At 42.3% G+C, this 25,617-nt stretch carries 18 protein-coding genes and 1 tRNA gene; 8 read left to right on the top strand and 11 right to left on the bottom strand.

What is annotated here, in order from left to right; translation table 11 throughout:
• Window positions 1-2 precede the first annotated feature (2 nt).
• From upp to ACOYVE_RS08730, 11 genes are all read right to left on the bottom strand, one after another.
• Complete coding sequence (gene upp, locus ACOYVE_RS08780; protein ID WP_014856559.1) at window positions 3-629, bottom strand: uracil phosphoribosyltransferase; 627 nt, start codon at window positions 627-629, stop codon at window positions 3-5.
• On the bottom strand, window positions 626-1,990 hold the full coding sequence (locus tag ACOYVE_RS08775) for an FAD-dependent oxidoreductase (RefSeq protein WP_422881569.1): 1,365 nt from the start codon (window positions 1,988-1,990) through the stop codon (window positions 626-628). The genes upp and ACOYVE_RS08775 overlap by 4 nt, the downstream gene beginning before the upstream one ends.
• 77 nt (window positions 1,991-2,067) lie before the next feature.
• Window positions 2,068-3,381, bottom strand: coding sequence for a ribosome biogenesis GTPase Der (gene der / locus ACOYVE_RS08770; protein ID WP_422881567.1), 1,314 nt, complete (start codon window positions 3,379-3,381; stop codon window positions 2,068-2,070).
• Window positions 3,382-3,396: 15 nt separating this feature from the next.
• Entirely contained in the window at window positions 3,397-4,242 is an 846-nt protein-coding gene (locus tag ACOYVE_RS08765; protein WP_014856556.1) for a hypothetical protein, read from the bottom strand.
• 12 nt (window positions 4,243-4,254) lie between these two features.
• Entirely contained in the window at window positions 4,255-7,323 is a 3,069-nt protein-coding gene (locus tag ACOYVE_RS08760; protein ID WP_014856555.1) for a PD40 domain-containing protein, read from the bottom strand.
• Between the two features lie 7 nt (window positions 7,324-7,330).
• A complete protein-coding gene (locus tag ACOYVE_RS08755) occupies window positions 7,331-10,369 on the bottom strand; it encodes a T9SS type A sorting domain-containing protein (RefSeq protein ID WP_014856554.1) in 3,039 nt (1,012 codons plus the stop codon).
• Window positions 10,370-10,375: 6 nt separating this feature from the next.
• Entirely contained in the window at window positions 10,376-11,566 is a 1,191-nt protein-coding gene (gene porV / locus ACOYVE_RS08750) for a type IX secretion system outer membrane channel protein PorV (RefSeq protein ID WP_014856553.1), read from the bottom strand.
• Between the two features lie 33 nt (window positions 11,567-11,599).
• The gene (gene porU, locus ACOYVE_RS08745; RefSeq protein WP_014856552.1) at window positions 11,600-15,505 is read right to left on the bottom strand and encodes a type IX secretion system sortase PorU; all 3,906 of its coding nucleotides are present in this window, start codon (window positions 15,503-15,505) and stop codon (window positions 11,600-11,602) included.
• A gap of 170 nt (window positions 15,506-15,675) precedes the next feature.
• On the bottom strand, window positions 15,676-16,242 hold the full coding sequence (locus ACOYVE_RS08740; RefSeq protein WP_422881565.1) for an HDIG domain-containing metalloprotein: 567 nt from the start codon (window positions 16,240-16,242) through the stop codon (window positions 15,676-15,678).
• Window positions 16,239-16,886, bottom strand: a complete 648-nt coding sequence (nth, locus tag ACOYVE_RS08735) for an endonuclease III (RefSeq protein ID WP_041356502.1) — start codon at window positions 16,884-16,886, stop codon at window positions 16,239-16,241. Before nth ends, ACOYVE_RS08740 begins: the two co-directional genes overlap by 4 nt.
• 57 nt (window positions 16,887-16,943) lie before the next feature.
• Window positions 16,944-17,017 (bottom strand) — tRNA-Glu (locus ACOYVE_RS08730).
• Window positions 17,018-17,226: 209 nt separating this feature from the next.
• Between ACOYVE_RS08730 and ACOYVE_RS08725 the strand changes: the two genes are divergently transcribed.
• Genes ACOYVE_RS08725 through ACOYVE_RS08690 form a run of 8 tightly spaced genes read left to right on the top strand, consistent with a single transcriptional unit; the run spans window position 17,227 to window position 25,617 of the window.
• Window positions 17,227-18,060, top strand: a complete 834-nt coding sequence (locus ACOYVE_RS08725; RefSeq protein WP_014856550.1) for an isoprenyl transferase — start codon at window positions 17,227-17,229, stop codon at window positions 18,058-18,060.
• Complete coding sequence (gene bamA, locus ACOYVE_RS08720) at window positions 18,029-20,518, top strand: outer membrane protein assembly factor BamA (RefSeq protein ID WP_081489497.1); 2,490 nt, start codon at window positions 18,029-18,031, stop codon at window positions 20,516-20,518. The genes ACOYVE_RS08725 and bamA overlap by 32 nt, the downstream gene beginning before the upstream one ends.
• A gap of 30 nt (window positions 20,519-20,548) precedes the next feature.
• Window positions 20,549-21,079 carry an OmpH family outer membrane protein gene (locus ACOYVE_RS08715; RefSeq protein ID WP_014856548.1) on the top strand — a complete coding sequence of 177 codons (531 nt, stop codon included), beginning with the start codon at window positions 20,549-20,551 and terminating at the stop codon, window positions 21,077-21,079.
• Between the two features lie 11 nt (window positions 21,080-21,090).
• Window positions 21,091-21,591 (top strand): OmpH family outer membrane protein, encoded by a 501-nt coding sequence (locus ACOYVE_RS08710; RefSeq protein ID WP_014856547.1) that lies wholly within the window; start codon window positions 21,091-21,093, stop codon window positions 21,589-21,591.
• A 6-nt stretch (window positions 21,592-21,597) separates the two neighbouring features.
• Window positions 21,598-22,653, top strand: a complete 1,056-nt coding sequence (lpxD, locus tag ACOYVE_RS08705; protein ID WP_014856546.1) for a UDP-3-O-(3-hydroxymyristoyl)glucosamine N-acyltransferase — start codon at window positions 21,598-21,600, stop codon at window positions 22,651-22,653.
• Window positions 22,653-24,068, top strand: coding sequence for a bifunctional UDP-3-O-[3-hydroxymyristoyl] N-acetylglucosamine deacetylase/3-hydroxyacyl-ACP dehydratase (locus ACOYVE_RS08700; RefSeq protein WP_014856545.1), 1,416 nt, complete (start codon window positions 22,653-22,655; stop codon window positions 24,066-24,068). Before lpxD ends, ACOYVE_RS08700 begins: the two co-directional genes overlap by 1 nt.
• A gap of 5 nt (window positions 24,069-24,073) precedes the next feature.
• Window positions 24,074-24,853 carry an acyl-ACP--UDP-N-acetylglucosamine O-acyltransferase gene (gene lpxA / locus ACOYVE_RS08695; protein ID WP_014856544.1) on the top strand — a complete coding sequence of 260 codons (780 nt, stop codon included), beginning with the start codon at window positions 24,074-24,076 and terminating at the stop codon, window positions 24,851-24,853.
• On the top strand, window positions 24,850-25,617 hold the full coding sequence (locus ACOYVE_RS08690; protein ID WP_014856543.1) for a lipoate--protein ligase family protein: 768 nt from the start codon (window positions 24,850-24,852) through the stop codon (window positions 25,615-25,617). The genes lpxA and ACOYVE_RS08690 overlap by 4 nt, the downstream gene beginning before the upstream one ends.

Below are 25,617 nucleotides of genomic sequence, written 5' to 3'. Positions count from 1 at the left end.
CTTCAGAAAGTGCCGAACGTTCTGTCGCCGGCGTCTCCCAAACCCGGAACGATATAGCCGACCTCGTTCAATTCCCTGTCCAATGCTGCCGTATAAATTTTTATGTCGGGATGTTCGTCATACATTTTTTTTACGCCTTCCGGCGCTGCTATCAGACACGCAAGGTAAGATTCGCCGGCGCCCCGTTCTTTCAAATATTTGAAAGCCGCCGCGGCGCTTCCTCCGGTGGCAAGCATCGGATCGAGAACTATTGTAACGGAGCTGCCAATGTCCTTCGGAGTTTTATAATAATAATCTTCTGGCATTAAAGTTTTTTCGTTGCGCTGCAAACCGATGTGTCCCACTTTAGCCTCTGGTATCATATCCAGAAAAGAATTGACCATACTGAGTCCTGCGCGCAATACCGGCACCAGAACGACCTGCTTTTGCAATTCATAACCGATTGTCGTCTCCAGAGGCGTGACCACTTCGATTTCGTTCAATTGAAAATTTTTAGAAATTTCAACTGCAATGGAATAAGAAATTCTGCCCAGAGCGGCGCGGAAATCCGCAGGTCTTGTATCTTTATTACGAAGGACCGTTATATCTCTTTTTACCAGTGGATTATCCACTACGGTAAGATTGTTCATTTTTTTACCTCTTTTGCTTTTCTTCCCAAAATCGACAATATATTTATAAACGGAGACAGCGGCGGCGTGTAATTATAATCGATATCGCTCAATTTATATACAGGTATTTTATTATTAATAAAAACGGAAACGATATCCGCATGTCCTGCAACTTCTTTTCCGCCGATAAACTGAGCTCCGAAAATATTGCCGGTATACTTATCGAATAATATTTTACCGAAGCCGTTCCGGCTGCCGGGCATAACCTTTACAAGATTGGGAGCCGTGGCATAAACGGATTCGACATTAAGATTATATTTACGCGCTTTAGCGCGGTTGATTCCTACTGTGGCAATATAGTAATCGAAAAGTTTCAAGGCGACGTTCGGAACAATGCCGCGCGCTATAGCATTCCCGCCGGCTGCATTTTCGCCTGCAATATGACCGTAGTCCCTGGCGATTGTCGCAAGGGGTATATAATCGTATCTGTTCGTAATACTGTTTTTAACTTCGATATTGTCGCCCGCGGCAAAAATGTTCGGGTCCGAGGTCTTGCAGCGCGAATCGACTTTCAATCCTCCGAATTCGCCCAGTGTCAGTCCCGCAGCCGCAGCCAGATTGTTATTAGGTTTTACGCCCGCGGCAAGCAATACCATATCGACTTCGATAGTCCAGCCCTGATGTTTTATTGCCTTTACCGTATTGTCCTTTATAACCGGTTCGATATCAACAGCCTGTCCGTAAAATTCGATATTGTTTTCTTTCAGGATTTCCGCTATAATATTGCCGATTTCAACGCCAGAATTGGGCAACGGTAAATTTTCTCTTTCAAATAGTTTGACTGCAAAACCTTTTTTTCTGAATGCTTCGGCCGTTTCCAATCCGATATAACCGGCTCCAATAACGGCAACGTTTCTTATCTGGCTGTTATTGCTTAAAAATTTATCCAGTTTAATTAAGTCGGATACGCTTTTCAATGTGAAGAGATTGTCGAGCGATTTATCGAATTTCGGGATGTATACCGGTTTAGAACCCGTTGTAAGAATTAATCTGTCGTATGGATATTCAATTTTTTGATTAGAAGCTTTATTTAAAACGGTAACGGTTTTTCGGCGTCTGTCGATTTTTTCGACAAGATGGTCGACATAAACTTTAACGCCTTTTTTTTGTTCGAAGCTTTCCGAATCGAAAAACACCAATTTCATTGCGTCGGAAATTTCGCCCGAAAGAGCATAAGGCAGTTCGCACGTGCCGGTCGAAATGAAACGGCCAGCTTCAAATAATATTACATTTGAATCCGGGTTAACTCGTTTAGCCTTTGCAGCGGCAGCCGGTCCTGCGGCGTTACCTCCTATAATAACGATATTTTTTGGCGAGTACAAAACATAACCTGCAAATTATCTCAGATAAATATAAACAATTCCGGCATGTTTTGGGTATGCTACGGCGTGTAAATTTATTATTTATCCTTTATGCTGATTGTCATCGGGACGCCTTCGAAACCGAAATGCTTTCGAATCAATCTTTCCAGAAAACGTTTATAGTGTTCGGGAACATATTTGTGTTCGTTTGCAAAGAAAAGGAAAATCGGGTAGTGGTCGCCCACCTGAGTAATATATTTTATTTTAACTTCTTTACCCGTCGGAGTGGCAGGGGGTGGAGTTTTTTGAATTTCCGGAAGGAGTATTTCATTCAACTGATTCGTTGGAATTTTTTTCTTTCGTTCGTCATGGATTTTGAGCGCCAGGTCGATCAGTTTATAAATTCTTTGCTTTGTCAATGCCGAGATTGTAATGACTGGCACATAATCGAGCGTCCCTAGTTCTCTGCGGACAGCCTCTTCAAAAACCTTAGCCGTGTTGGTATCTTTTGCGATAAGGTCCCATTTATTGATGGCAATAATCAATCCTTTACGCCTTCGAACCGCTTCCTGTATAATCCTTTGATCCTGATTTTCAATTCCGAGTTGAGCGTCGATGAGTAACACCGCCACGTCGCTGTTCCATAGAGCTTTGAAAGTGCGCACGTTCGAAAAGAATTCCACGTTTTCTTTTATTTTCGATTTTCTTCTCAATCCGGCTGTATCGACAAGAATGATTTCCTGTCCGTAATATTTCAGAACGGAATCGATGCTGTCCCTCGTAGTTCCGGGAATGTCAGTAACGATCGAACGGTCGTAGCCAAGCAGCGAATTTACAAGGGACGATTTTCCCACGTTGGGCTTACCTATAATCGAGAGTCGCAAACGAGGGTCGGGTTTATCAGTTACATTTGAAAAATCGAGACTTTCGATTAAATCGTCGAGCAAATCACCCAGGTTTCTTCCGTTAATGGCTGAAATATCGTAAATTTTTTCGATACCGAGTCTGTAGAAATCGTTTTTAATAATTTCGAGTTCGGGGCTGTCCGCCTTATTCACGAGTAAAAAATTCGGTTTTGTAAACTTGCGGAGATTTTGAGCGATTTCAATATCGAGCGGAGTCAGGCCGCTTTTGCCGTCAACGACAAAGAAAATTGCATCGGCTTCCTGGAAAGCTATTTCCACCTGTTCTTTGATAGCCGCTTCAAACAGGTCTTGAGAATTCGGCACCAATCCGCCCGTATCGATAACTCGAAATTTCTTGCCGTTCCATTCGGCTTCGCCGTAAATACGGTCGCGCGTCACTCCGGGCGCGTCGTCTACTATCGAAGTTTTACTTCTGGTCAATCTGTTAAAAAGCGTCGACTTTCCTACGTTCGGACGACCTACTATTACAATTACCGGTTCATTCATATTTTATCAGGTATATTAAAAATTATATTGCAAATTTAATTGAGGATAATAGAAAGTTCTATAACCGACATTAATTTTATTTAGTTCCGCATTGACCTTAATATTTTTATTAAAGCTGTGAGCCGTAAGCGCAGCGTCGATGGCGCTTATTATGTGATTCGTAAAAATAACGAGAACGGCTTTATAAGCCACGTTATAGAAATCGTTGGCTTTTCCGCGTTCTTTTGAATAAAAAATGAAATTTTCAGTAAGCGGATCGCCGTACTTATAAGGCGTATTTTCATCGCCGAAATCGTCCCAGCCCACATTGAATTGAGGATACTTGCCGATCATTTCGTAATACTGCTGATCTCCGTACGGCGCAAGACGGTGTGAATAATACCCGCCCAATGCATTTTCCAATTTATTCAATTCTTTCCAATTCACAGTGCCGTCCGGATTAAACACAAAATAATTAGACGGATCGATTGAGGGATTGATTTCGTTTGCGTGAACAATAGTCCATCTTGCATAACGCGCTACGTCCCAATGTTCGTCGGCAAAATTCTGAAATCTAATCGTCTGGTCGTCTCCTTTTTTGTCGTATATCAAGCCTACCGTAATTGCCGCGGCTTCCACAGCCACAAAAAGCGCGCTCTTCAAATAGCTCTCGGAATAAAATTGTCCGGCTCCAGGAACGGCAAACGAAAGGAGCGCAGCGGTAAAAGGAGCTTTCTTCTTTTGCGCGGATACTACATAGTCGTCAAATTCAACCGAAGTCTCTTTGAAAGAAATCCCGGAATCGAGATATAATTTGCCGGTCAATTTTGACTGAGCTCCAACGGCGCCGGCAATAAACAATATCAATATTATTTTCTTCATTTTCATACCCGTTTAGAAATTAAAATCGAACAATATACCGCCGTAAAAATTCCATTCCTTCCCGTAAGTAACATTTTCATTAAGAATCGTTCTGGTGAATCTGTCGAACGAATATGCGGCATTTAAAAAGAGACTCGTCGGGAAAAGGTAGAACGAGTTCATTTTTATTCTAAGTTCGAGTCCCGCTCCCTTTTTAAAGTCGTTCAGTTTAACGCTATTGCCGTTCCACGCATTGCCGAAATCGGCATAAACCGACATGTAAATCTTGTCGACATATAGATGACCCAGCCGCGTATCGATATCCTTAAAGAGCGGGAAGCGGTATGTAAGATTTATCCATGCGACTTCATTGCCGCTGACAGCATAGAACGGATAACTTTTCATGCCGATCAAACCGCCCAGATAAAAATCGAAGAACTCCGGCACATCGGGTCCCAGAATACTCCCCGCTCGTATTTGAGCCGTGAGAGTATGTTCCATGTAGACGCGCATATATTCTTTCCAGTTTAATTCGATTCTTTGGAAATTGTAGTTTTTGTAGACCGGTTTCAATATGCCGTCCGCCACTTCATACGTTCCGTCCGGGTTATAGCGGTTAAATTCATAATCGTATTTAAGCTCTATTTTTCTTCCGACCGGATTTATATCCGCATCTTTTGTCGGAATTATTCCGTCGTGGCTGAATTTCAATTGGAAATCGTTGCCTATATAATAGGTATCGTTTGTCGAAGGATAGAGCAGACTCGTATTCGGAAATATAAACGCTTCCAGAGTGGCTGTGTAACTGCTGTAGACGTATCTGAACTCCAACATATTTCCCGCTGTAATAATTTTCTGACGCGCGAAGAAATCGGCTTCGAATAAATTATAGGTTACATCAGTACTCGTTCTCAACGAGGTATCGAGCGAGTCGAAGATTATATCCGTATTTGTTTTTCGGCTTACGCTGTAAAGCTCTATGCCGACTTCTGGTTTAAGTCCCAGATTAAACAACAACGGTAGCTTATCTCTGTACTCAAACGAGAGGAACAAATCTCGTTCGAATTTTTTGTTGATTGCGCCTCCGCCGAATATACTGAATCTGTTCAAATAGTCGCTCGAAGCAGCGTAAATACCCGGTTTTATTCTGTCTGCAAAACTGTTCGAAGTAATATAATTATCGTAACGTATAAACGGTATAATGCTGAAACGCGAAAAATAGCCCGAGTATCTGGACGGTTTTACGTCCGGCAGTTCGTAATCGTTGTAATTCTTCAACCTTTCTATATTGAATCGAGCCAAATCGCCTTTCGGTTTGTCGTTCCCCAAAGGGGGATTTCCAATCCATACGTATTTTTTGTCGTCGTCTACTTTTGACTGACTTTCTTTATCCAGAAGGAATATCTTAAATCCGTCGGAAGTATACCCGGCATAAATAACATTTCCTTCTCCGTCGATATCCGGCTGAAAAGCTCCGCCTACCACATTCGATATTCTGGTTGTTTTTTGGGTTTCAAAATCGTATCGATAAAGGTTGAAAATGCCTGTCATATCCGAGGCGAAAATCAGATTGCCGTTACTGTCAAAAACGGGGTCGCGGTTGTCGTAACCATTTTGAATTATAATATCGTATCCGGTTCCGTTTGTATCCACCCGTGCAATTTCCCTCGTATTTTTAAGAGAGTAACCGAAGACTATGTATGAATCGTCAGGCGAGAATTTGGGATTGTAAACCTGTTCGCCGTTATTGAAAAACGTCAATTGTTTAAAATTCTTTCCGTTGATGTCGACAGTGCCGATATTGGTTGTGCCGTCCTTTTGGAAGAGGAATACGATTTTAGAACCGTCGTGAGAAACGTTCGGATTGTTCGCTCTTAGGCCGTGCGTAAGCCGGGTCGATTCTTCTTCGTCGAGATCATATAGATACAAGTCGTGAATATTATTCCAGCGGGGATTATCGTCGCTCAATTTTGCATAAATTATTTTATTTGAGCCCGGTATGAAAACTGCCGTGGAACGAACCATTGGCACTAGTAATTTTTCTTTCTTTGTTTTGAAATCATACAAATAAATTGAAGAAACGCCGAAATAATCGCTGTACTTATTCGACACATAAACCATTTTAGAACCGTCGTCCGAGAATGAAGGATAAAAATTACCGAAACCTACCGGAGTAATTAATTCGCCTTCTACACGGTTTTCGAGCACATTATTAATTCTTTCTTTATAATCTTTCTTAAGGAATTCGCTCCATTCCGAATAGAGTTGTTTGCCTGAAATACCGAGCGTTTGTTCAATGGCTGCGTCGATAGTAAAATTCGTAAGCGCTTTCAATCGGTCGTTTATTTCCACCAATTTATCCTCGCCGTACTTTTGCGCTATATAGCGTGTAAGAGCAAATCCGGCGTTATAAACGGATTCGTTGCCAAGACTAGTTTTTCCGAATACGCCCATTTGATTCCACGTAAGCATTTTCCCGTCGAGAGCGTAGCATCTCAAAATCATGTCTCTGTGCGTATCCCAATTATCGTAGTTAAATTCTTTACGCATATATTGAGCCGTGCCTTCGGCAAACCATGCCGGCACGTTTACCGTCGCAATCGGATACGAGGCAATAAAATTCGGGAAACCGTATAAGATGTCGGGACGGCGTTTATCTTCATAATTCATAAATTGAAGATAAACTGCCGGCACTCTTCTGCCGATTTTCATTGCAGCCTGAATTTGAACCATATGAGTAAATTCGTGAGATATTACGTTTCTTAGCCAATTGTGCGAGCCGCGCAAATCGAAATCGAGAGCGGACGCCCATATTTCGATTTTATTGTCGAAAAAATACGTCGCACCGTTGGAATAATCGTCGATATCTTTAATTACAAAATGAACCGTTTCGGGTTCGTAATCGTATAATGACGTAATCGGGCCCCAAACTTCTTCGGCTATTTTCAGAACCGTCCTGGCAGTCCTTTCCGCTTCGGGGTGGTAATGTACAAATACATGTTCGCCTTTTAATGTATACCAATCGTATTCGGGATTATATTCATTGAATTGAGCGGTCAATAAATACGGTATCAACAAAAAGAATAAGAATAATTTTCGCATAAGGTTTCTACTTGATGATTGCAATTTTGATTAATTTAGCGGCCGCTTTGTCAGCCGAGGAAACATTGATACGCGCGAAATAAACTCCGCTTGGAACGTCCGAAACATCCCACCGAATTTCATTGTCGAATCCGCCGCGTCCTGTTCCTTTGAGCGTCGTCACATAATCGCCGGCGGCGTCCAATATTGTCACTTCGACATCCGAATCTTCGGCTACGAAATATCTTATATAAGTTTCGTTGCCGTATACCGGATTAGGCCAATTGTAAGCTTTGCTTTCAGGGAAATATTCATCTATAATATTTTCCGCGGGCAATGTAATCGTATAAGAATTATACAAATCGCCCGCCACCGAATGCCAGCCGTAGGAAGAAGGATTGTCTGTCGCAATAAACCAGCAGTTCAAATAATTTTCCGCATCGACGGACGCATAAATTATTCCGGATTTGAAGTTAGTTAAGCTCTGACTATTGTCGATTGTAAATAACACCGGCGGAACTTTGAGCGAAGCTCCGGTAGAAATCGGAAAACCCTGTAATAAATCTCCGCTCGCTCCGTCCCATGCAAAAAGATTTCCGTCAACAGAGGAAACTAAAATATCCCAGACCCCGTCGTTATTTAAATCTGTTGTTAAAATGTAATCGTTTAATTCCGACGACGCTGTTATCGGAAAATTATCGTTTAAAATGCCGAAGCTGTTGAAAGACAAGACCTTGTTCTTATCCACAACCAAAATCGAATAAGTTCCGTTCGTTTGATTTACGTAAATTGCAAAATCTTTTATCGTATCCGCAGTATTAATCACAAAGCTGTTGCGAATTCCGCCCTCTGCAATTATGTCGAAACCGTTATTTTCGTTGAGAACTATAAATTCGTTTTTACCGTCCGGCTTCAAGAGCGTGATTAATTTAACGGGAACTCCGCTTAAATTAAGCGCTCTATTTTTCACGTCGTTGGGAAATTTACCCGTTATAAAATATCCTCCGTCGGTAATCAATGCAAAATCATTCTGATCGCGGTATGCCGAAATCTGAACAATTTTACCGTATTCACTGAAATCAAATGTGCGGTATATGCCTGTAAAATGATCCAATCTCAAAAATCTTGAAATATCCGTCCCCATCAGAGTATAGAAATTTAGTCCTCTGTAGGTCACCGGGGTAATAACCTTTGAACCTTCGTTCTCGGAAAAGTTATAAGAGTTTTGAGAAATAACCCTGTCAAGCGCGGAACTCAAAGTAAGCTTATTAAACTGATTATTATTTGCTCCCACTACAACAAAGTTCGAGGACGCTGAGAATATCGAAGGACTCACTTCCGAAAATTCCGGAAACACCAATGAATATTCCGATTCGAGATGTCGTATAATCAAGTCGTGATTGTTAATAAGAAAAATGTACGGAAGATTGTCCAAACCTCCGACAAACTTATAGTTTCCGTCGAGAAGTATATTTGCAAGTTTAAGGAATCGATCGTTGCCGATAAATAAGTCGAACGTCATTACATTTCCGGGTTCCGAGAAATTGTCGATAGTAATGAACGACTTTGCGCCCGAATTGGAATTGCTGTTCGGCTTTGTATCGCTGCCGAAACGGTTTTTATAAAAGCGCGCTTTATTTCCTTTATACCATAAATCTTCCTCGCCCGCAATACCATATACTTCGCCGAAAACAGTATTAAACAATTCTCCGATATCCTGAATTCCGTCGGCTTCTTCTATGTCGACGCCTTTGTTGTACAAATCCGCATTAACTCTGTTTTCGGCATATTTTTCGTTAATAATTTTTTCGTCGATATGCCAAATAACAATTCCATTGGCGGGCACAGCCCAATCGAATTCGTCAACGTCCACAACAACGCCCCGCATCGTATCGGCATTGTCGAATCTGAATCTGCCGGTGTCTTTTTGCGTATTAAACGTATAAACGTTGTCGCCTATTTTATAAGTAAGAGTTATCCCGTCTTTATTAACGTCGCGTTGTCTATTCTCTACCAGAAAATATTCGTGGTCGTTTATCGGAATTTTGACGATAACCGTGTCGCCCGCCGCAGCGGCAAGTTTTGCCGCAATGTGAACATTATTGACATTGGCGTTCAACACTACAGGTTCTACCCAACCCAAGAATATTTTTTCCCAGGGAGACGGTTCCGGCGGGAACAAACCGCTGTAAGCAAATATTGCGTTCCCGTCCATCAAACCGAATCTGTCGATAGCAGTAACTCCCGTTTCGGTATTGAATAAATCGGGCAATCCCAAATAGCTTCCGATATTCGACACTATCAAACCGTTAATGGACATCTGATAAAGATATTTTTCACCGAAAGATTGAACTTCTTTCGATTCGGTTGAAGGAAGTATGACAGTGTTCCGTATATTAAAATCGTTTTTGACCGTAAACCCGGCGAAATCATTGCCCAGATATTTTTGAAGAGTATTGAACCCCAGGAATACGGAAGGCAAATCTCTTTCGTAACCGATTTTCCCTGTCGGATAAAAAGCCGCTCCCGCTCCGGCATGAAAAATCGTGAACAAATCGTATTGAGAAAAGTCGAGATCCGCATAAACCGAATCGGCTAAATCCCAAACTTCCCCCGCAAAATTAGCCAGCCCGCCCAGATCGTCGGGATTGGTCAAAGGCGGCGCATAGTTGCGCATTGTTTTGGATACAGTAATTATTTCCGGCAAAACGGTATATTCGATATTCAATTTACCGTCTGAAACTTTATAAAAATAATTTTTTGCAAACTCGAGGTGATTCTCAAAATAAGTGCGGTCGTGCGGCAGAGGATCGATTATCGTATCGCCGTAATCTTCCGTATAGACCGAACCGAACTTTCCGTTTCCGTACGTATATTCATCGTTGTCCTCCTGAAATTCCACCATAACGGCCAAAATCTTCAGTTTGCCGATTGCCGCATTTTGAGTCGAATTATTCGGGAGCGACCGGGTAATTGAAAATTTCTTTTCGCTCTGCGAGCCTGCAAACAAAAGGCCGGGAATTAATATTCCCAGCCATAAAAATATCTTGAGATTTGATTTATTCATAATTGATTAAATACCTCTGGGAAATCCTAATTGAGTTTGAGGGACGCCTCCCCAGCCGATAAAGATGGTGAAGCGTAATGTATTATTGAGCGGATGATTTTCGCCTTCTTTGAATACGTCAGTTGTTAAATAACTGAAATCGAATCCGTACATGTCGTATCTGATACCCGCTCCGATAGTAACGAATTTTCTGTTTCCGAAAGACGGGTCTTCATAAAAATATCCCGCTCTCAAGGCAAACATAAAATCTCCCGGTTGACCGTACCAGTATTCCAGACCCATGGCGGTTGTAATATCTCTTATTTCCTCGCTCAACGGCTGATCAGCCCATGCGGTGAAAATCGCTTCGTAAAAATCTTTCCGTTGTTTCGGAGTAGCGTTACTGTCGACTTCGCCGCGAAAGGCTTCGCCCTTATCGACCAATAATTTGCTGAAATCGAGCGTCATTGTTATTGAGTTGAAATCGTCCTGATAAAGCCGCGTTGCAAAACCGAGTCTGAAATTTGTAGGTATCGGATCCGCCTGCGCCTGATCGATATAATAGATTTTCGGACCGATATTGCTGAGATTCATACCGATACTCAGGCGGTTGCTCATATCTCCGATCAGAGGCAGATTCAAATGCTCGGGACGCCACATAGCTCCGACGTCGAAGCTGACTGTGGTTGCGACGCCTTTACCCTGTTCGGCTTCGGTCGGTTTGTCCGCCAATCGGCTGTGAATTAAACGGAAGTTCAATCCGAGTCCCCAGTCGTTGCTCAACTTGGTGGCATAACCGACTGTAAGCGCCGCGTCGAACGATCTGAATGTTCCGATCGGTTCGGGCGAATCGGAGCCTGTGCGAACAATTTCTCCGTAATTCATGTAAGTAACGCTTGCCGTAATACTGCCGTTCAAATCTTCTATATATTGTCGATAAGTAGCATAGTCGTAGAACAAGTCGAGATGGAACTGCGGCAGCCAGTTACTGTGAGTAAAACTGACTTCCGAGCCGGTTAAAAAAGCAATTCCGGCGGGATTCCAGAATATTGCAGCGGAATTATCAGCCAATCCGGTACCGGATTCGCCGATACCGCCGGCTCTCGAATCGGGAGCAATCAAAAGGAAGGGTAATGCAGCTTCGCCTTGCGCTTTTATTTCAGAACCGATTCCCGCTAACATCAACATAATCATCGGAATCAAAATTATTCTTTTCATTTTAGTATACCTCCTTGAGTATTTATATTAATTTTATCTTATTATCGACAACTTACCGAGCGCGCTCTTCTTAAAAGAACCGTCGGTAGTTTGCGCTACAATTTTATATAAGTAAGTTCCGTTTGCCAATGAATTCCCGTCCTCGTCCCTGCCGTCCCAATCGATTCTCACAAATCGATCCATAACCGAATATTCGTCAATTTCTTTTATCAGTCTTCCCGCCACAGTATATATTTTAATTTTAACATCGATGGCGTTGTTTGCATTGTGCTGGAAAGTAAAAGTTGTCGAGGAGGAAAACGGATTCGGATAATTATAAATATTTCTCAGATACAATTCGTCGCTCTCGTTTACAACCGTAAAATAGACTTCGGTTTCGGAAAAGTTATTAAAAACATCCCACGCTTTTATTCTGATATTATGTTCGCCTTCGGAAAGCGAAGTAAATTTATATTTAACCGCGCCCGATTTGCCGCCCGAGTTCAAATCGCCCACGAAATAATTCGTAAAGTCGATTGCGTTGTTTTCGTCGCCATCGAGAACGCCTTCGAGTTTATGCCCGATGCCCGTTCCGGTAGTATTCAGCCCAGTTTCGTCAAATAATTTGACGATTAGAGTAAAATCGGGATTAACAAGATAAGCGTTGTCAAATTCTTCATTATCGAAGTAGACTTCAATTTCGGGACCTTTGCCGTCGTTTACCGCGTTCGGATTTGTTCCGCCTACAACAACATTATTTGTATAACCGACGGCGTCGTATTTTTCGTTGAATACGTAAGCCGTGATTTTACCGTTTTTATTTTCGTAGGAAATGTCTTTAGGCACAATAAATTCGGTGTTGTACTTACCGTTTTCAACAGACGCCCTTCCTCTGTAGATCAATCCTCCGGGCATTGTCACCGTATAATTTATTTCCTGGTAATATACTTTTCGCTCCGAGTCATACACGCTTATAATAGCTTCGCCGTTGAAATCGGAACCGGAATTTTCGTTTACGGAACCTTTGATATTCACATTTCCGAGCGCGTTGATTTGGACGGTTTTATTCACCGGAGCTCCGTTAACCGAATCGACCCGAGCGCTTTCTGCGGGAATTTTGAGCCTCAATGCCGGATCGCAAAACAGATGAAATTTCTGGTCGTTAATCGCAGTACGATTTTGTTTCGTTAGCATAAAAACGTCGCCTATTCTCAGAGGTTTGCCGTCCGGCGTGCGTTTGAAAAGATACGTGTAAAAAGTGTCGTTTATTGCCGCATTCGAAGTCGCATAGACAACGCGCGCCGCTGTAAAAATTCCGATTGCGCCCGCATCCGGCATATTGACCATCAATTCGGTAGAACTCTGTTCGCTCATATCGTCGAATTTTCCGAAATCGCACGTAGCAGCCGTCAAAAAGAAAAACTCCGAATTTTTCAACTGTGGAATTGTCGTTGCTTTTTCGAATACGTATTCATGAGCCCATGTGTTGGGATTACCATGGCCTATATAATTGGCAATCAAAGTGCCGTTATTGAATGCGTTAATTATTGCTTTGTTTACTTCCGGTTTTCTTCTGCCGAGTCCAGTAAGAACGGTAGGATAAGCCACCAGATAAATCTTATTCAAATCGTAGGCTTTTGATATTCTTCTCAGTATCAGCTCTTCCGACTGGCGCGTATGCAATGAAGTATCGTCGCCGTCGGTGGTAAGTCCGTCGTCGGCAATCATTGTTATTCGATAACGCCACGGTCCGGTAGAAGATTCGTTCTCGTATTTTCTAATTTTATCGATTACCGCTTCGGCGTCGGTTTGGGATTGAACAGCCAATCTGCCCGTCGCCAGATCAACCGCCCTGTCGGGACCGGAGACCCTGGCGTAATAATCGTCGGTTGAATATGAATTAATTTCGCTGAGAGACTCAGCAGTTTGATAAGTCGGCACAAAGTTTTTGTCTAAGTCTTCGGTCACTACATTCAAGTAATCGTAGTCTCCGTCGCCAAAGAAAAGCGCATATTCGGGTTTGGTTTGCCAATTGTCGTACGCATATTTGAGAAAATCGCGTATCGAAGTCGGGTCGAGCATGCCGCCGCTGAACTGATTCATAATATCGTCGACGTAATATATCGAAGTAGAAAGAGGATCGGGCGATTCCGAGCTTCTGTAAGCGGCGTATTTTTCCGCTTGTTCTTTGAAATATTTATTTGTTATAACAATCATCCGGCTGCCGGAAGTATTGCTAAGAATATCAACAGGTGTCATTTGAGCTCCTCCGGACGGACTCTTAAATGCGGACGAATTTATTGCCATATATTTCGATATTCTGTTTTCGTTTTCTTGGGACTGGAATCTGAATTCTCCGCCGCTAATAAAGGCTCCTGTAATCATCTTAACGTAGTATGGTTCTGTTAAATCGAACGCAAATATATTGCTGTTGGAAAAGTCGGTAATTCTGTATTCAATAGTCGCGTTGGTATCTTTCGAAAAGAAGATCAGGTAATCCATCGTAGCTTTCAGATACCTTTGATATTCAATTTCGAAATAATCGAGATAAACGCTTGCCGAAGAAATATTCGTGTTGATTGTGAATTTCAGATTGCTCCTGTTGTCGGTCAATTGGCTCGAATAAGACGCCATCCCGGCGCTCTGTGTGCCGTATGTGTATGAGAGCTTGGAATTCAGCGGTATCGAACCCGAATAGATCAGCTGGTTGCTCTCCCTAACGGAATAACTGATAACTTCCGAAGACGTACTGATAAGTCTGAATTTGTAATTTATTTTCGTACCGGGCGCCAGTCCGTATAATGTATTCAGATAAACTCTTTCCCTGCGAGCGCCTGAAAACACATCTCCGAAATATTCTCTGCCCGAAGCCCCTATTTTGACGCTGTCTTTGTCGTTAAAAACATACGATGGAGTAGTGTTTTGCATGTAAACATTGGAAGAGTTGAGCGAAGATTTTGCCGGCATTCTTTTCCCTTGATTTCCGCCGAAAGTAAGCCAGAAATAATTTTTTTTCGTGAATGGATTTTTGATTCTCTGAATAGAGCGGCGGCTTTCGTCGTATTCCCATGCTTGAATTCCCCTAGAATAGAATAAAATATAATCGCCTTCGTTAAATACTTCGTCTTCCTCGCCTTTTACATAAATTGCATTTTCATTGAAGCCGATCGATTCGTCGTCGATATTTTCCGGCAGCGCATACCCGTTAACAGAATAAATTTTAATCGTTTTGGGATTTACTTCGGACAAATTAATTCCCATCGATTCGAGAAACGACTTATCAATTTTATAAATTCCTTCCTCGTTTGCTTCGAAACGGTACCATTTACCGGTCGAAAAAATAGGGACGTTTACTTTGGAAAGACGATTCCGATTGATTCCCCAATTTTTTGCCACATTCCAGTTTAGTACCGAATATTGCAAGACGGATTCTTCGACGGGAATTTTTTCACGGTTCGAAGAGGATAAGCTAATGCGCACTCTCATTCTTTTTATCACGTGCGTTATACCGTTTTCGCCGTCGACGCGTAAGGGATAAATTAAAAACGACTGAAATGGTAAATTTCTGATTAATCCGTATTCGCCGAATGTAACATATTCCTTCTTGTTTTGCCGCGGCAAAGCTGACGGAGTTTTATCAAACGAATAAATTCCTTCTATCTGGCTTTCCTCGATAAACAAAACCTGAATCGTATTCCCTGTTTCGCCGTCCACTCCGAGTTTGAACTCTCTTACGGGCAGCTGTATTGAATCAGGAAAATTCTCGTTTTCGATATAAGCTCCCTCGATGTCCAGATAGACGTAATTTTTTCCGTTATAAACAAAAAAGTTGGTGTCTTTTATATTGGGGACGTAATCGAAGACAAACTCTGATTGGGTTGAACTCAGAATACGAATATCCTGAGCTGTTATAACCGACGTTAGTATTAAGAGAAATATTACAGAGAATTTTGTTTTCATCAGATTACTTATTTTTTTAGATAAACATTAAAAGCCAACAAAATTAAAGTAGCGAAAATTCTCTATAATATTTCTCCCTGATATTTTTGAAGTCAAATTTATGGAAGATATTATCAACTTGTCAAGTTTAAATGAAATATTTTCAGTGTGTAAAAATCGAGGACAATATTTCACAAACCGAGAATTTCTTTGTTTTTTTTCATCGCTTCGATACAAAACTGAATGTGCTCGTTAAGCGGAACGCCCAATTCTTCGGCGCCTTTCTTAATATCTTCCCTGTTGACGGCTCGGGCAAACGCTTTGTCTTTCATTTTTTTCAAGACCGATTTTACTTCCACCTCGTCGATCGATTTAGAAGGGCGCACATACGTAACCGCCGTGATAAATCCGGCAAGCTCGTCGCAAGCATACAATGTTTTTTTCAATAGACTATTCCTTTCGACACCCGTATAATCGGCATGCGAAAGGATGGCATTTACAAATTCCTCATCGAAACCGAGGTCCTTTAAAATTTCCGCTCCTTTGTAAGGATGTTCTTCGGCGGTCGGATACATTTCATAGTCGAAATCGTGCAGCAGGGCTACGTTGCCCCAGTACTCCGCCTCTTCGCCGAATTTTTCCGCATATGCCCTTACGCACGATTCCACAGCCAAAGCGTGTTTTATCAGGCTTTCGCTTTTAGTATACTGTTTCAACAAATCGAGGCAATAATTTCTGTCTCTCATTTTATCGTTCATTTTGTCACCGTATTTTTATTTTTCGAAGGGCAATAATTCGATATAGAACATTCATCGCACTTGGGACGACGCGCAATGCAGATTTTACGACCGTGACTCATTAAAAGGTGCGACGAAACAATCCATAAATCTTCGGGCAACAATTCTTTCAGCTTGAATTCAATTTTTTTTGGATCGCTCGTCTCCACAAAACCGAGAAGATTTGTCAATCTGATAACATGGGTGTCGACTGCAATCGAAGGAATACCGAAAGCGTTTCCGGCTACCACCGAGGCTGTTTTTCTGCCGACTCCGGGCAATTTGGTCAGCGCTTCAAAATCGGCAGGCACTTTGCCGCCGTATTTCTCTATCAATTCCCTGCAGCAATTTTTTATGCTTTTTGCTTTCTGTTTATAGAAGCCGGTCGAATAAATATCCTTTTCGAGCTCTTCGCTCTTTACTTTAATGTAATCGTCCGGTTTTTTATACTTTTTAAATAGTTTATCGGTAACTATATTCACTCGTTCGTCGGTGCATTGCGCGGATAATATAGTTGCAATCAGCAGTTCAAACGGAGTTTTGTAATTAAGAGCCGGTTTTGCCTCCGGATATTCTTCTTTCAAAATCTGGAAAATTTTTTCGGCTCTTTTTTTCTCGGATTTCATTCCGCCTCGATTGACAAGATAGAGGAATAAAGGTATAATTTGTTCGAAAAACATTTGTAGCGCGTACGGGATTCGAACCCGTGATCTCCGCCTTGAGAGGGCGGCGTCCTGGACCGCTAGACGAACGCGCCGTTATTCAGGCACCAAAAATAAAATTTTTTTATATCTTTTGCCCTTCTTAAATTAAATTTTATTTAGCGTCGATATATCGTTAAAAAATTAATATCTTTGCTTTTGCTCTTTTTTACAAAATTACAGAAATGAAATGATAACTATTTACCTTGATAATTGTATAAACTGCGATTATTTTTTATTTCAAACTGGGGGTTGAAAATCCGTTTTGAGAAAAAAACTGACAAATAAAGAACTTCAGGCTATCGAAGAGGTCAAGAGTAAAGGAAACATTCCCCGGCACATAGCCATTATTATGGACGGCAACGGTAGATGGGCGAAGAAGAGAAATTTACCTAGAGTAGCAGGTCATCGAAAGGGCGTCGAGATAGTTCGTTTAGTAGTAGAAGCTTGCGTAGCGCTCGGCGTGGACGTCCTTACGCTTTATACTTTTTCGACCGAAAACTGGCGCCGCCCGAAAGACGAAGTCTCCACTTTGATGAGGCTCATAGTTAAAAGTCTTCAGACCGAAACCGACGAACTCAATCAAAACAATATTCGTCTTACTACCATCGGAAATAAAGACATTCTGCCGGACATTGTAAGAAACGAACTCGACAACGCAATTGCCAAAACCGCCGGCAACACCAAAATGACTCTCAATCTTGCTCTCAGTTACAGCGGCAGATGGGAACTTGTTCAAGCTATAAAGACTATAATCGAGCAGGTTGAAAACGGAAAAGTCGATAAAAACGAACTAGATGAAAAACTGGTATCCGATTATTTAAATACCGCAGGTTTGCCTGACCCGGATTTGTTGATTCGCAGCGGCGGCGAATTCCGCATCAGCAACTTTTTGTTATGGCAGATTGCTTACTCGGAAATTTTCATTTCCAAAGTTCTATGGCCCGACTTCAGATGCAGGCATCTGCTCGAAGCCATTACCGATTATCAATCGAGAGAAAGAAGATTCGGTATGGTAAGCGAGCAAATCAAAAATAACGGTTTATTTAATATTAACAGAAATAATAATGGCGATAACAAAAAAATTATTGAAGCTTAGTCTCTTTATTCTGGCGATTACGTCGTCCTTAATTTATCCTCAGTATCAAAGAAACACCTATAAAATTTTGGGTATAACCGTAGAAGGAAACAATACCGCCGACCCGAATACTATAATCGCAAGCAGCGGTCTTAAAGTGGGCGACGATATTACAATTCCGGGCGATCAAACGAACAATGCCATCCAGAATTTATGGAAATTCGGCATTTTTGAAGACGTGCAGATCATTACCGAAAAGAAAATTGACAATGGGATTTTTCTGAAAATTATTGTTAAAGAATATCCCCGGCTCGAAAAGTTTGAAATCCGAGGCAACGACGAACTGAGCGAATCGGATATCAACAAAGTAATTACTATAGTCCGGGGACAAACTCTCAAACCTCAGGAAGTACAAAAAATAATAACAAAAATTTACGATCTCTACGTCGACGAAGGACATTTAAACGCCAGCATCAAACCGCTCTATTTTAACTTTTTCGACGCCGATACTTCCGACGACGAGATTACTATTACCTGGCAAAACAGAGACGACCCCGACGATTTTTACGAAACCGCGTACGACCTGGAAAAAGCGGTTTCGATTAACTCCGTAGAGAGAATCAAACGCAGAACTTTAGTAGTCCTCGACATAGACGAAGGCGAAGAAGTCAAAGTGCGAAGCATCGTATTTAACGGCAACGAAGCTTTCGACGACGACGATTTAATAAGCGAATTTGAAGAAACCAAAATCAAAAAATGGTGGAAATTCTGGTCTTCGGGAAATTTCAAAAAGGAAGACTACGAAAAAGACAAAACGCTGCTTACCAAATTCTACCAGAAAAACGGTTACCGCGATTTCGTCATCCTAAAAGATTCGATATATTACTCGAACGACAAGAAAGACCTTCACATTGTCATCGACGTTTACGAAGGTCCTCAGTATAAAGTCCGAAATTTGGTTTGGGAAGGCAATACCGTTTACGGCGATAACGTTCTTTCGACGCGTCTGGACTTTCGCAAAGGCGATATTTTCGATTACGAAAAATTCAACACAAATCTGCATTATAACGAAAAACAAACCGACGTTTCGTCGCTCTACCAGGACAACGGTTATCTCGGATTCAATCTTCAGGCAAAAGAAGTTAAAGTTGCCGAAGATTCGGTCGATATAATTATTACGGTCAACGAAGGCAATCGATTTAAGATAGGCAAGGTGGATATTCAGGGAAACGACAAAACCAAGGACAAAGTAATCAGGCGCGAGTTATATACAATTCCGGGGAATTATTTCAGCCGCGCGCTAATATTGAGAAGTCTGCAGCAATTAGCCAACCTTCAATACTTTAACGCCGAAGAACTATATAAATCGGGTTTCGATTATCGACCGGCAAACGACAGCACTGTAAATTTGATTTATAAGGTACAGGAAAAATCGAGCGATTACTTAAATGCGTCGGTCGGCTACAGCGGCGCTTTCGGATTCAGCGGCGCAATCGGATTTACTCTAACGAACTTTTCGATTACCGAGCCGTTTCAGATGGGCGGCGGTCAAATTCTGAATTTCAACTGGCAGTTTGGCGTCGGAAATTTCTACCGAACATTTACACTCGGTTTTACCGAGCCGTGGCTGATGGATACGCCCACTTCCGTCGGTTTCGACCTTTACGACACACGCCAACGTTATGTTTACGACATGCGGCAGTCCGGTATTTCATTCCGGGTCGGAAGACGCCTTACTTGGCCCGATGATTATTTCTATATACAAGGCGGTTTTAAATTTCAGTACAACAACATTATTGACGGAGCCGGAATCTATCCCGAAGGTTTGACCAGGCAATACACTCTGAGTACCGTTTTATCCCGTACGGATATCGACAATCCAATATTCCCTTCCCGCGGGTCAAAATTTGCATTGAATTTGGAACTCTCGGGCGGTCCCATTTTACCCGGAAACGTCGATTATTATAAAGTGGAATTGAACACGGATTGGTATAAATCGCTCTTTAACACGAACAGAATAGTTCTTTATAACGGATTGCGGCTCGGATACATTCATAATTTGGGCGATTACAGAAACATTAATCCGTTCGATTTCTATTATATGGGCGGCAGCGGAATGATTATCGCCACGGTGCCGCTGCGCGGATACGAAGACAGAAGCCTTGGAGTCGTCAGCAGCGGAGGCAATATTATCGGCAGCAGAGTTATGTTTAAAAATACATTGGAATTGAGAGCCGCTCTTGCGCTGGAGCCGATTCCTATTTATCTTTTGGCATTTGCCGAAGCGGGTAATGTATATTTCGACATTAAACAAACGAATTTATTCGATTTGAAACGCTCTGTCGGCATCGGCGCCCGAATTTTAATTAATCCGATCGGACTGATCGGCTTCGATTACGGATACGGCTTCGACCGCAGAAGCGTCGACGGGAAAGACCCGCAGTGGATTTTCCATTTTCAGTTCGGACAAGGTTTATAATCTATCAATAAATAAAACAATGAGGTTATCGTGAAAAAAGTATTATTACTCCTTCTCATTTCGGCGGCTGTGGCAGTTGGACAAACGCAGCCATTTCAATTAAAGGTTGGATATGTCGATTCCGAAACTATACTCGCTCAGTATCCTGCGGCAATCAAAGCCAAAAGCGACTTGGAAGCATTGGTTTCAAAGTGGAGACAACAAGTGGACAGTATGACCGCAGACCTTCAACAAGCTTACACCGAATTTCAGAAACAAGCGCAAACCATGACTCCCGACAAACAAAAAGAAGCTCAGCAAAAACTCGTCGAAAAAGATCAAAAAATACAGCAATTCAGAGAACAAAAATTCTCTCAACCGAACGGAGAATACTTCCTGCGTCAGGAACAGCTTATGGCTCCAGTTAAAGAAAAAGTATTCGAGGCTATCGAACAGATTGCCAAAGAAGAAGGAATGCATTACGTACTCGACAAAGCGGGCGACGTAGTGGTTCTCTATGCCGATCCGCAGTTCGATATTACGTTCAAAGTGCTCGATCTTCTTAAAAGAGGCAAAAAATAAAAGTTAAGGTTATGAAGAAAATATTATTATTAATACTTGCTTTCTCTACGGTCTCTTTTGCGCAACTGAAAATCGGTTATGTCGACAGTGAAGCAATTATGAGCCAGTTACCGGAAGCTCAGGACGCTCAGAAAAAACTCGACGCCATCATTAAAGAATGGCAGGAAGAGCTGAACAAAATGGAAAAAGACTGGAAAACCAAATACGAAGATTACGAAAAGCGCAAATTAATTTTGAGCGAACAGAAGCGGGTCGAAATCGAAAAAGAGTTGGTTCAATTGGAAGAACAGATTTCCAAATTCAGACAAGAAAAATTCGGCGTACGAGGCGAACTCTTCCAGAAGAAAGAGGAGCTCGACAAACCGATTTTAAACAGAATTTTCAATGCGATCGAAGAAGTGGCAAAAGAAAATGATTTCGACTTTATTTTCGATAAAAGCGGCGACATTATGTTCCTTTACGCAAAAGAAGAATACGACGTGACTAATCTAGTTTTAGAAAAATTAAAATAAGTCATTATGAAAATAAAATTGAAAGACGCCGCCGACTTTGTCGGCGGCATTGTTATTGGCAATCCCGACCTGGAAATATCTAACATCGCAAAGATAGAAGAAGCCGGCGAAGGCGACCTCACTTTTCTCTACCTGCCGGCTTACGAAAAATATCTCGAAACGACGAAAGCTTCGGCTGTAATCATCAGTCCGAAATTCAAAAAATCTCGCTCCGACCTGAGTTACATCGAAATTGACAATCCGAATGTCGCTATACAAAAAATCATTTCGACTTTCCTAAAACCCGAAATACACGTTCAGGGCGTCGATCCTTCTGCATCGGTCGACAATACCGCCATTCTCGGGAAAAATGTTACGCTCGGGAAAAATGTAGTGATTTCTTCCGGATGTAAAATCGGAGATAATTCCGTCATTCTGCACAACACTGTGGTTATGGAAAATTCCACGGTCGGCAATAATTGCCTGATTTACCCGAACGTAACTATTCGTGAAAATACTTCCGTAGGCAATAACGTAATAATTCACTCGAACTCATGCATCGGTTCCGACGGATTCGGATACGTAATGAATCAAAAGCACGAATACGAAAAGGTTCCGCAAATTGGAAACGTGGTTATCGAAGACGACGTGGAAATCGGCTCGAACGTTTCGATCGACAGAGCCGCTATCGGCTCCACTTTAATAAGAAGAGGAGTAAAGATAGATAATCTTGTACAAATCGCTCACAATGTTCAGATCGGCGAGCATACCGCCATAGCCGCGCAAGCCGGTATTTCGGGCAGCGCTAAAATCGGTAAGCATTGCATGATAGCCGGCCAATCAGGCTTTGTGGGACATATTGAAATAACCGACGGAGTGATTATAGGAGCGCAATCCGGAGTATCCAAATCGATAAAAACACCCGGTAAATACAGAGGAACTCCCGCCCAGGAAATGTCCCATCAGCTTCATATGGAAGCCCACATGAGAAACCTGCCGAAGTATGCAGAAAAAATTAAGAAATTAGAAGAAAAAATTGCATTTTTGGAGAGTCAAATTTCAGAATTAATGAAAGGTAATTAATGCTCGAACTCCAGCGCACCATCGCAAAGCCCGTTTCTCTTTCCGGTACGGGACTTCATACGGGAACTTCATGCACCATTACTTTCAAACCGGCTCCTGACAATCACGGAATCAAATTTGTAAGAGTAGATCTCGGAGGAAATCCGGAAATTCCGGCGACTGTCGACTATGTGGTAGATCTTTCCAGAGGAACCACTTTAGCCGTAGGCGAAGCCAAAGTGCACACCGTCGAACACGTACTGGCCGCTATAGTCGGTCTTCAAATCGACAATATTATCATTGAAATCGACGGCATTGAACCGCCTGTCGGAGACGGCAGCGCAATGCCTTTCGTTGAAAAATTATTGGAAGCGGGATTTGTCACTCAGGACACTCCCAAAGATTACCTTGTTATCGACCAGGAAGTTATGTATCATGACGAAGAAAACGGAATTGATATAGTCGCCCTGCCGTTAAACGATTACCGTATCACCATTATGGTCGATTATCAAAATCCGGCGCTCGGCAGTCAACATACAGGCATGTTCAATCTCGAAAAAGAATTTGTGAAAGAATTTGCTCCGGCTCGTACATTCTGCTTTTTAAGCGAAGTCGAAATGTTGGCCGATCAGGGGCTTATCAAAGGCGGAAATATCGACAACGCCGTTGTAATTGTGGATCACGATCTCGACAAAGAAGGACTCAAGCGGCTTAAAGGAAAACTCAAACTTCCGGAAGACGTATCGGTTACGCACGAAGGATTTCTTTCCCATAATAAATTACGTTTCAAGAACGAGCCCGTTCGTCATAAACTGCTCGATATGCTGGGCGACCTGGCACTAATAGGAGCTCCGATAAAAGCTCAAATACTTGCAGCGCGTCCCGGTCACAGAGCCAATGTCGAATTTGCAAAGAAGATACGAGCGCTCTATCAACAGAAAAAACTCGTAAAAAAATATCAGTTCGTAAAAAAAGAAGGCGTAGTTTTCGACGCCAATGCAATCCAACGTATACTGCCTCACCGATATCCGTTCCTTCTGGTAGATAAAATCATCGATCTCGAGCTCGATAAAAGAGTTGTCGGCGTAAAATCGGTTACGATTAACGAGCCGTTCTTCCAGGGACATTTCCCGGGACAACCGATTATGCCCGGAGTCTTGATTGTAGAGGCAATGGCTCAGGTAAGCGGAATAATGGTGCTCAATTCTTTCATCGATCCCGACAATCATCTGGTCTATTTTATGAGCATTAACAATGCAAAGTTCAGAAAACCCGTAGTCCCGGGCGACCAACTGGTAATGGAAGCCGAACTGATATCTAAAAAATCGAAATACTTTTCGATTAAAGCGGCTGCCTACGTCGACGGCACGCTCGTTGCCGAAGCCGAATTTATGGGAGCTATTATCGACAAAGAAAACAAAAAACAAGATTCATAAATTTTATGCCAGCAACCATTCATCCTACTGCCATTGTAAGTCCGAACGCTAAGATCGGCAGCAATGTAAGCATTGGCCCTTTTGCCGTAATCGAAGACGACGTTATTATCGGCGACGATTCAATAATCGGGCAAAACGCATGCATCTATAACGGAGCAAGAATAGGCAATCGAGTTAAGATATTTCAGGGCGCTTCCGTATCCAATTTACCGCAGGATTTGAAATACAACGGAGAAGAAACTTTTCTCTTTATCGGAGACGACACGATAGTGCGCGAATTTGCCACGCTCCACAAAGGCACCACGGCTAGGGGGAAAACTGTAATAGGTCAGAATTGTTTATTGATGGCATACACACACGTAGCTCACGACTGCATTATCGGCAATAAAGTAATTTGTTCAAACGGAGTTCAGATAGCAGGCCACGTTACGATAGAAGACAATGTTATAATAGGCGGATTGAGCGCCGTTCATCAATTCGGTAAAATCGGTCAACATGCAATGGTCGGCGGCGGCTCGATGGTCAATATGGATGTGCCGCCCTTTGTAATGACCAGCGGCTATCCGGCTCGCTATATGGGTCTCAATATTGTCGGTTTGCGCCGAAGGAATTTTTCGAACGATTCGATAAACGCCATCAAAGAAGCGTACAGAATTCTCTATTTGTCGGGGCTTACTTTTCGTAACGCTCTCGATAAATTGAAATCCGAATTTCAATCCAATGAATACGTCGGGTCGATTGTCAAATTCATCGAAACTTCCAAGCGTGGAATATTGCGAAGATGAAGTGGCATTTGATTGAATACGGCGTTCAGACCGGAAGAGAAAACATGGACATCGATATTTCTCTTGCCCGCTCCTGCGGCCAGGACGAAGCATTTTTCAGACTCTACGGATGGAATCCTTACTGCATCTCTCTGGGCGCCAATCAGAAATTCGAAGATATCGATACGGAAAGAACTTCTAAAGAATCGATCGATATCGTACGAAGACCTACGGGCGGCAGGGCTATTTTACATGCCGAAGAAATTACATATTCGGTAATTATACCTTACTCGCACGATTTAACTCCGAAAAAAATATACAAAGCGGTTTCGCTCGCTCTGATTGAAGGGCTGAAACTATACGATCCGGTTTTCGAGGAGCTTAAGCTGGAAGACGAAAATCCTCACTTCCCTTCCTTGCTTCGACAACCGGAAGGCGTCCTCTGCTTCGGCAGCGCGGCAAAGAACGAAATAAAATTCCGCGGAAAAAAAATTGTAGGAAGCGCTCAACGCAAAATGGATAAAGTGATATTGCAGCACGGCTCAATTTTATGCGGGCGGTTTCACCGGCGGCTTCCGGAATTTGTATCCGTCGACGATCCGACGCGTAGATCGCTATCTAAAGAAATGGACGATAAGACCATCGAAATAGAATCGATCACTAACACTAAAACGGATTACGGCAGACTAAGCGAATGTCTTAAAGAAGGCTTTTCAAAATTCTGGGGAATTAATTTCGAATCGGTAAAAAATTCTAAAAGCGCGTTTTTATTCCAACAATCATAA

The organism is Melioribacter sp. (assembly GCF_049325435.1).
Taxonomy (GTDB): domain Bacteria; phylum Bacteroidota; class Ignavibacteria; order Ignavibacteriales; family Melioribacteraceae; genus Melioribacter; species Melioribacter roseus.
Note: the sequence above shows the minus strand (reverse complement) of the source record. Positions and strands in the feature narration are given on the sequence as shown.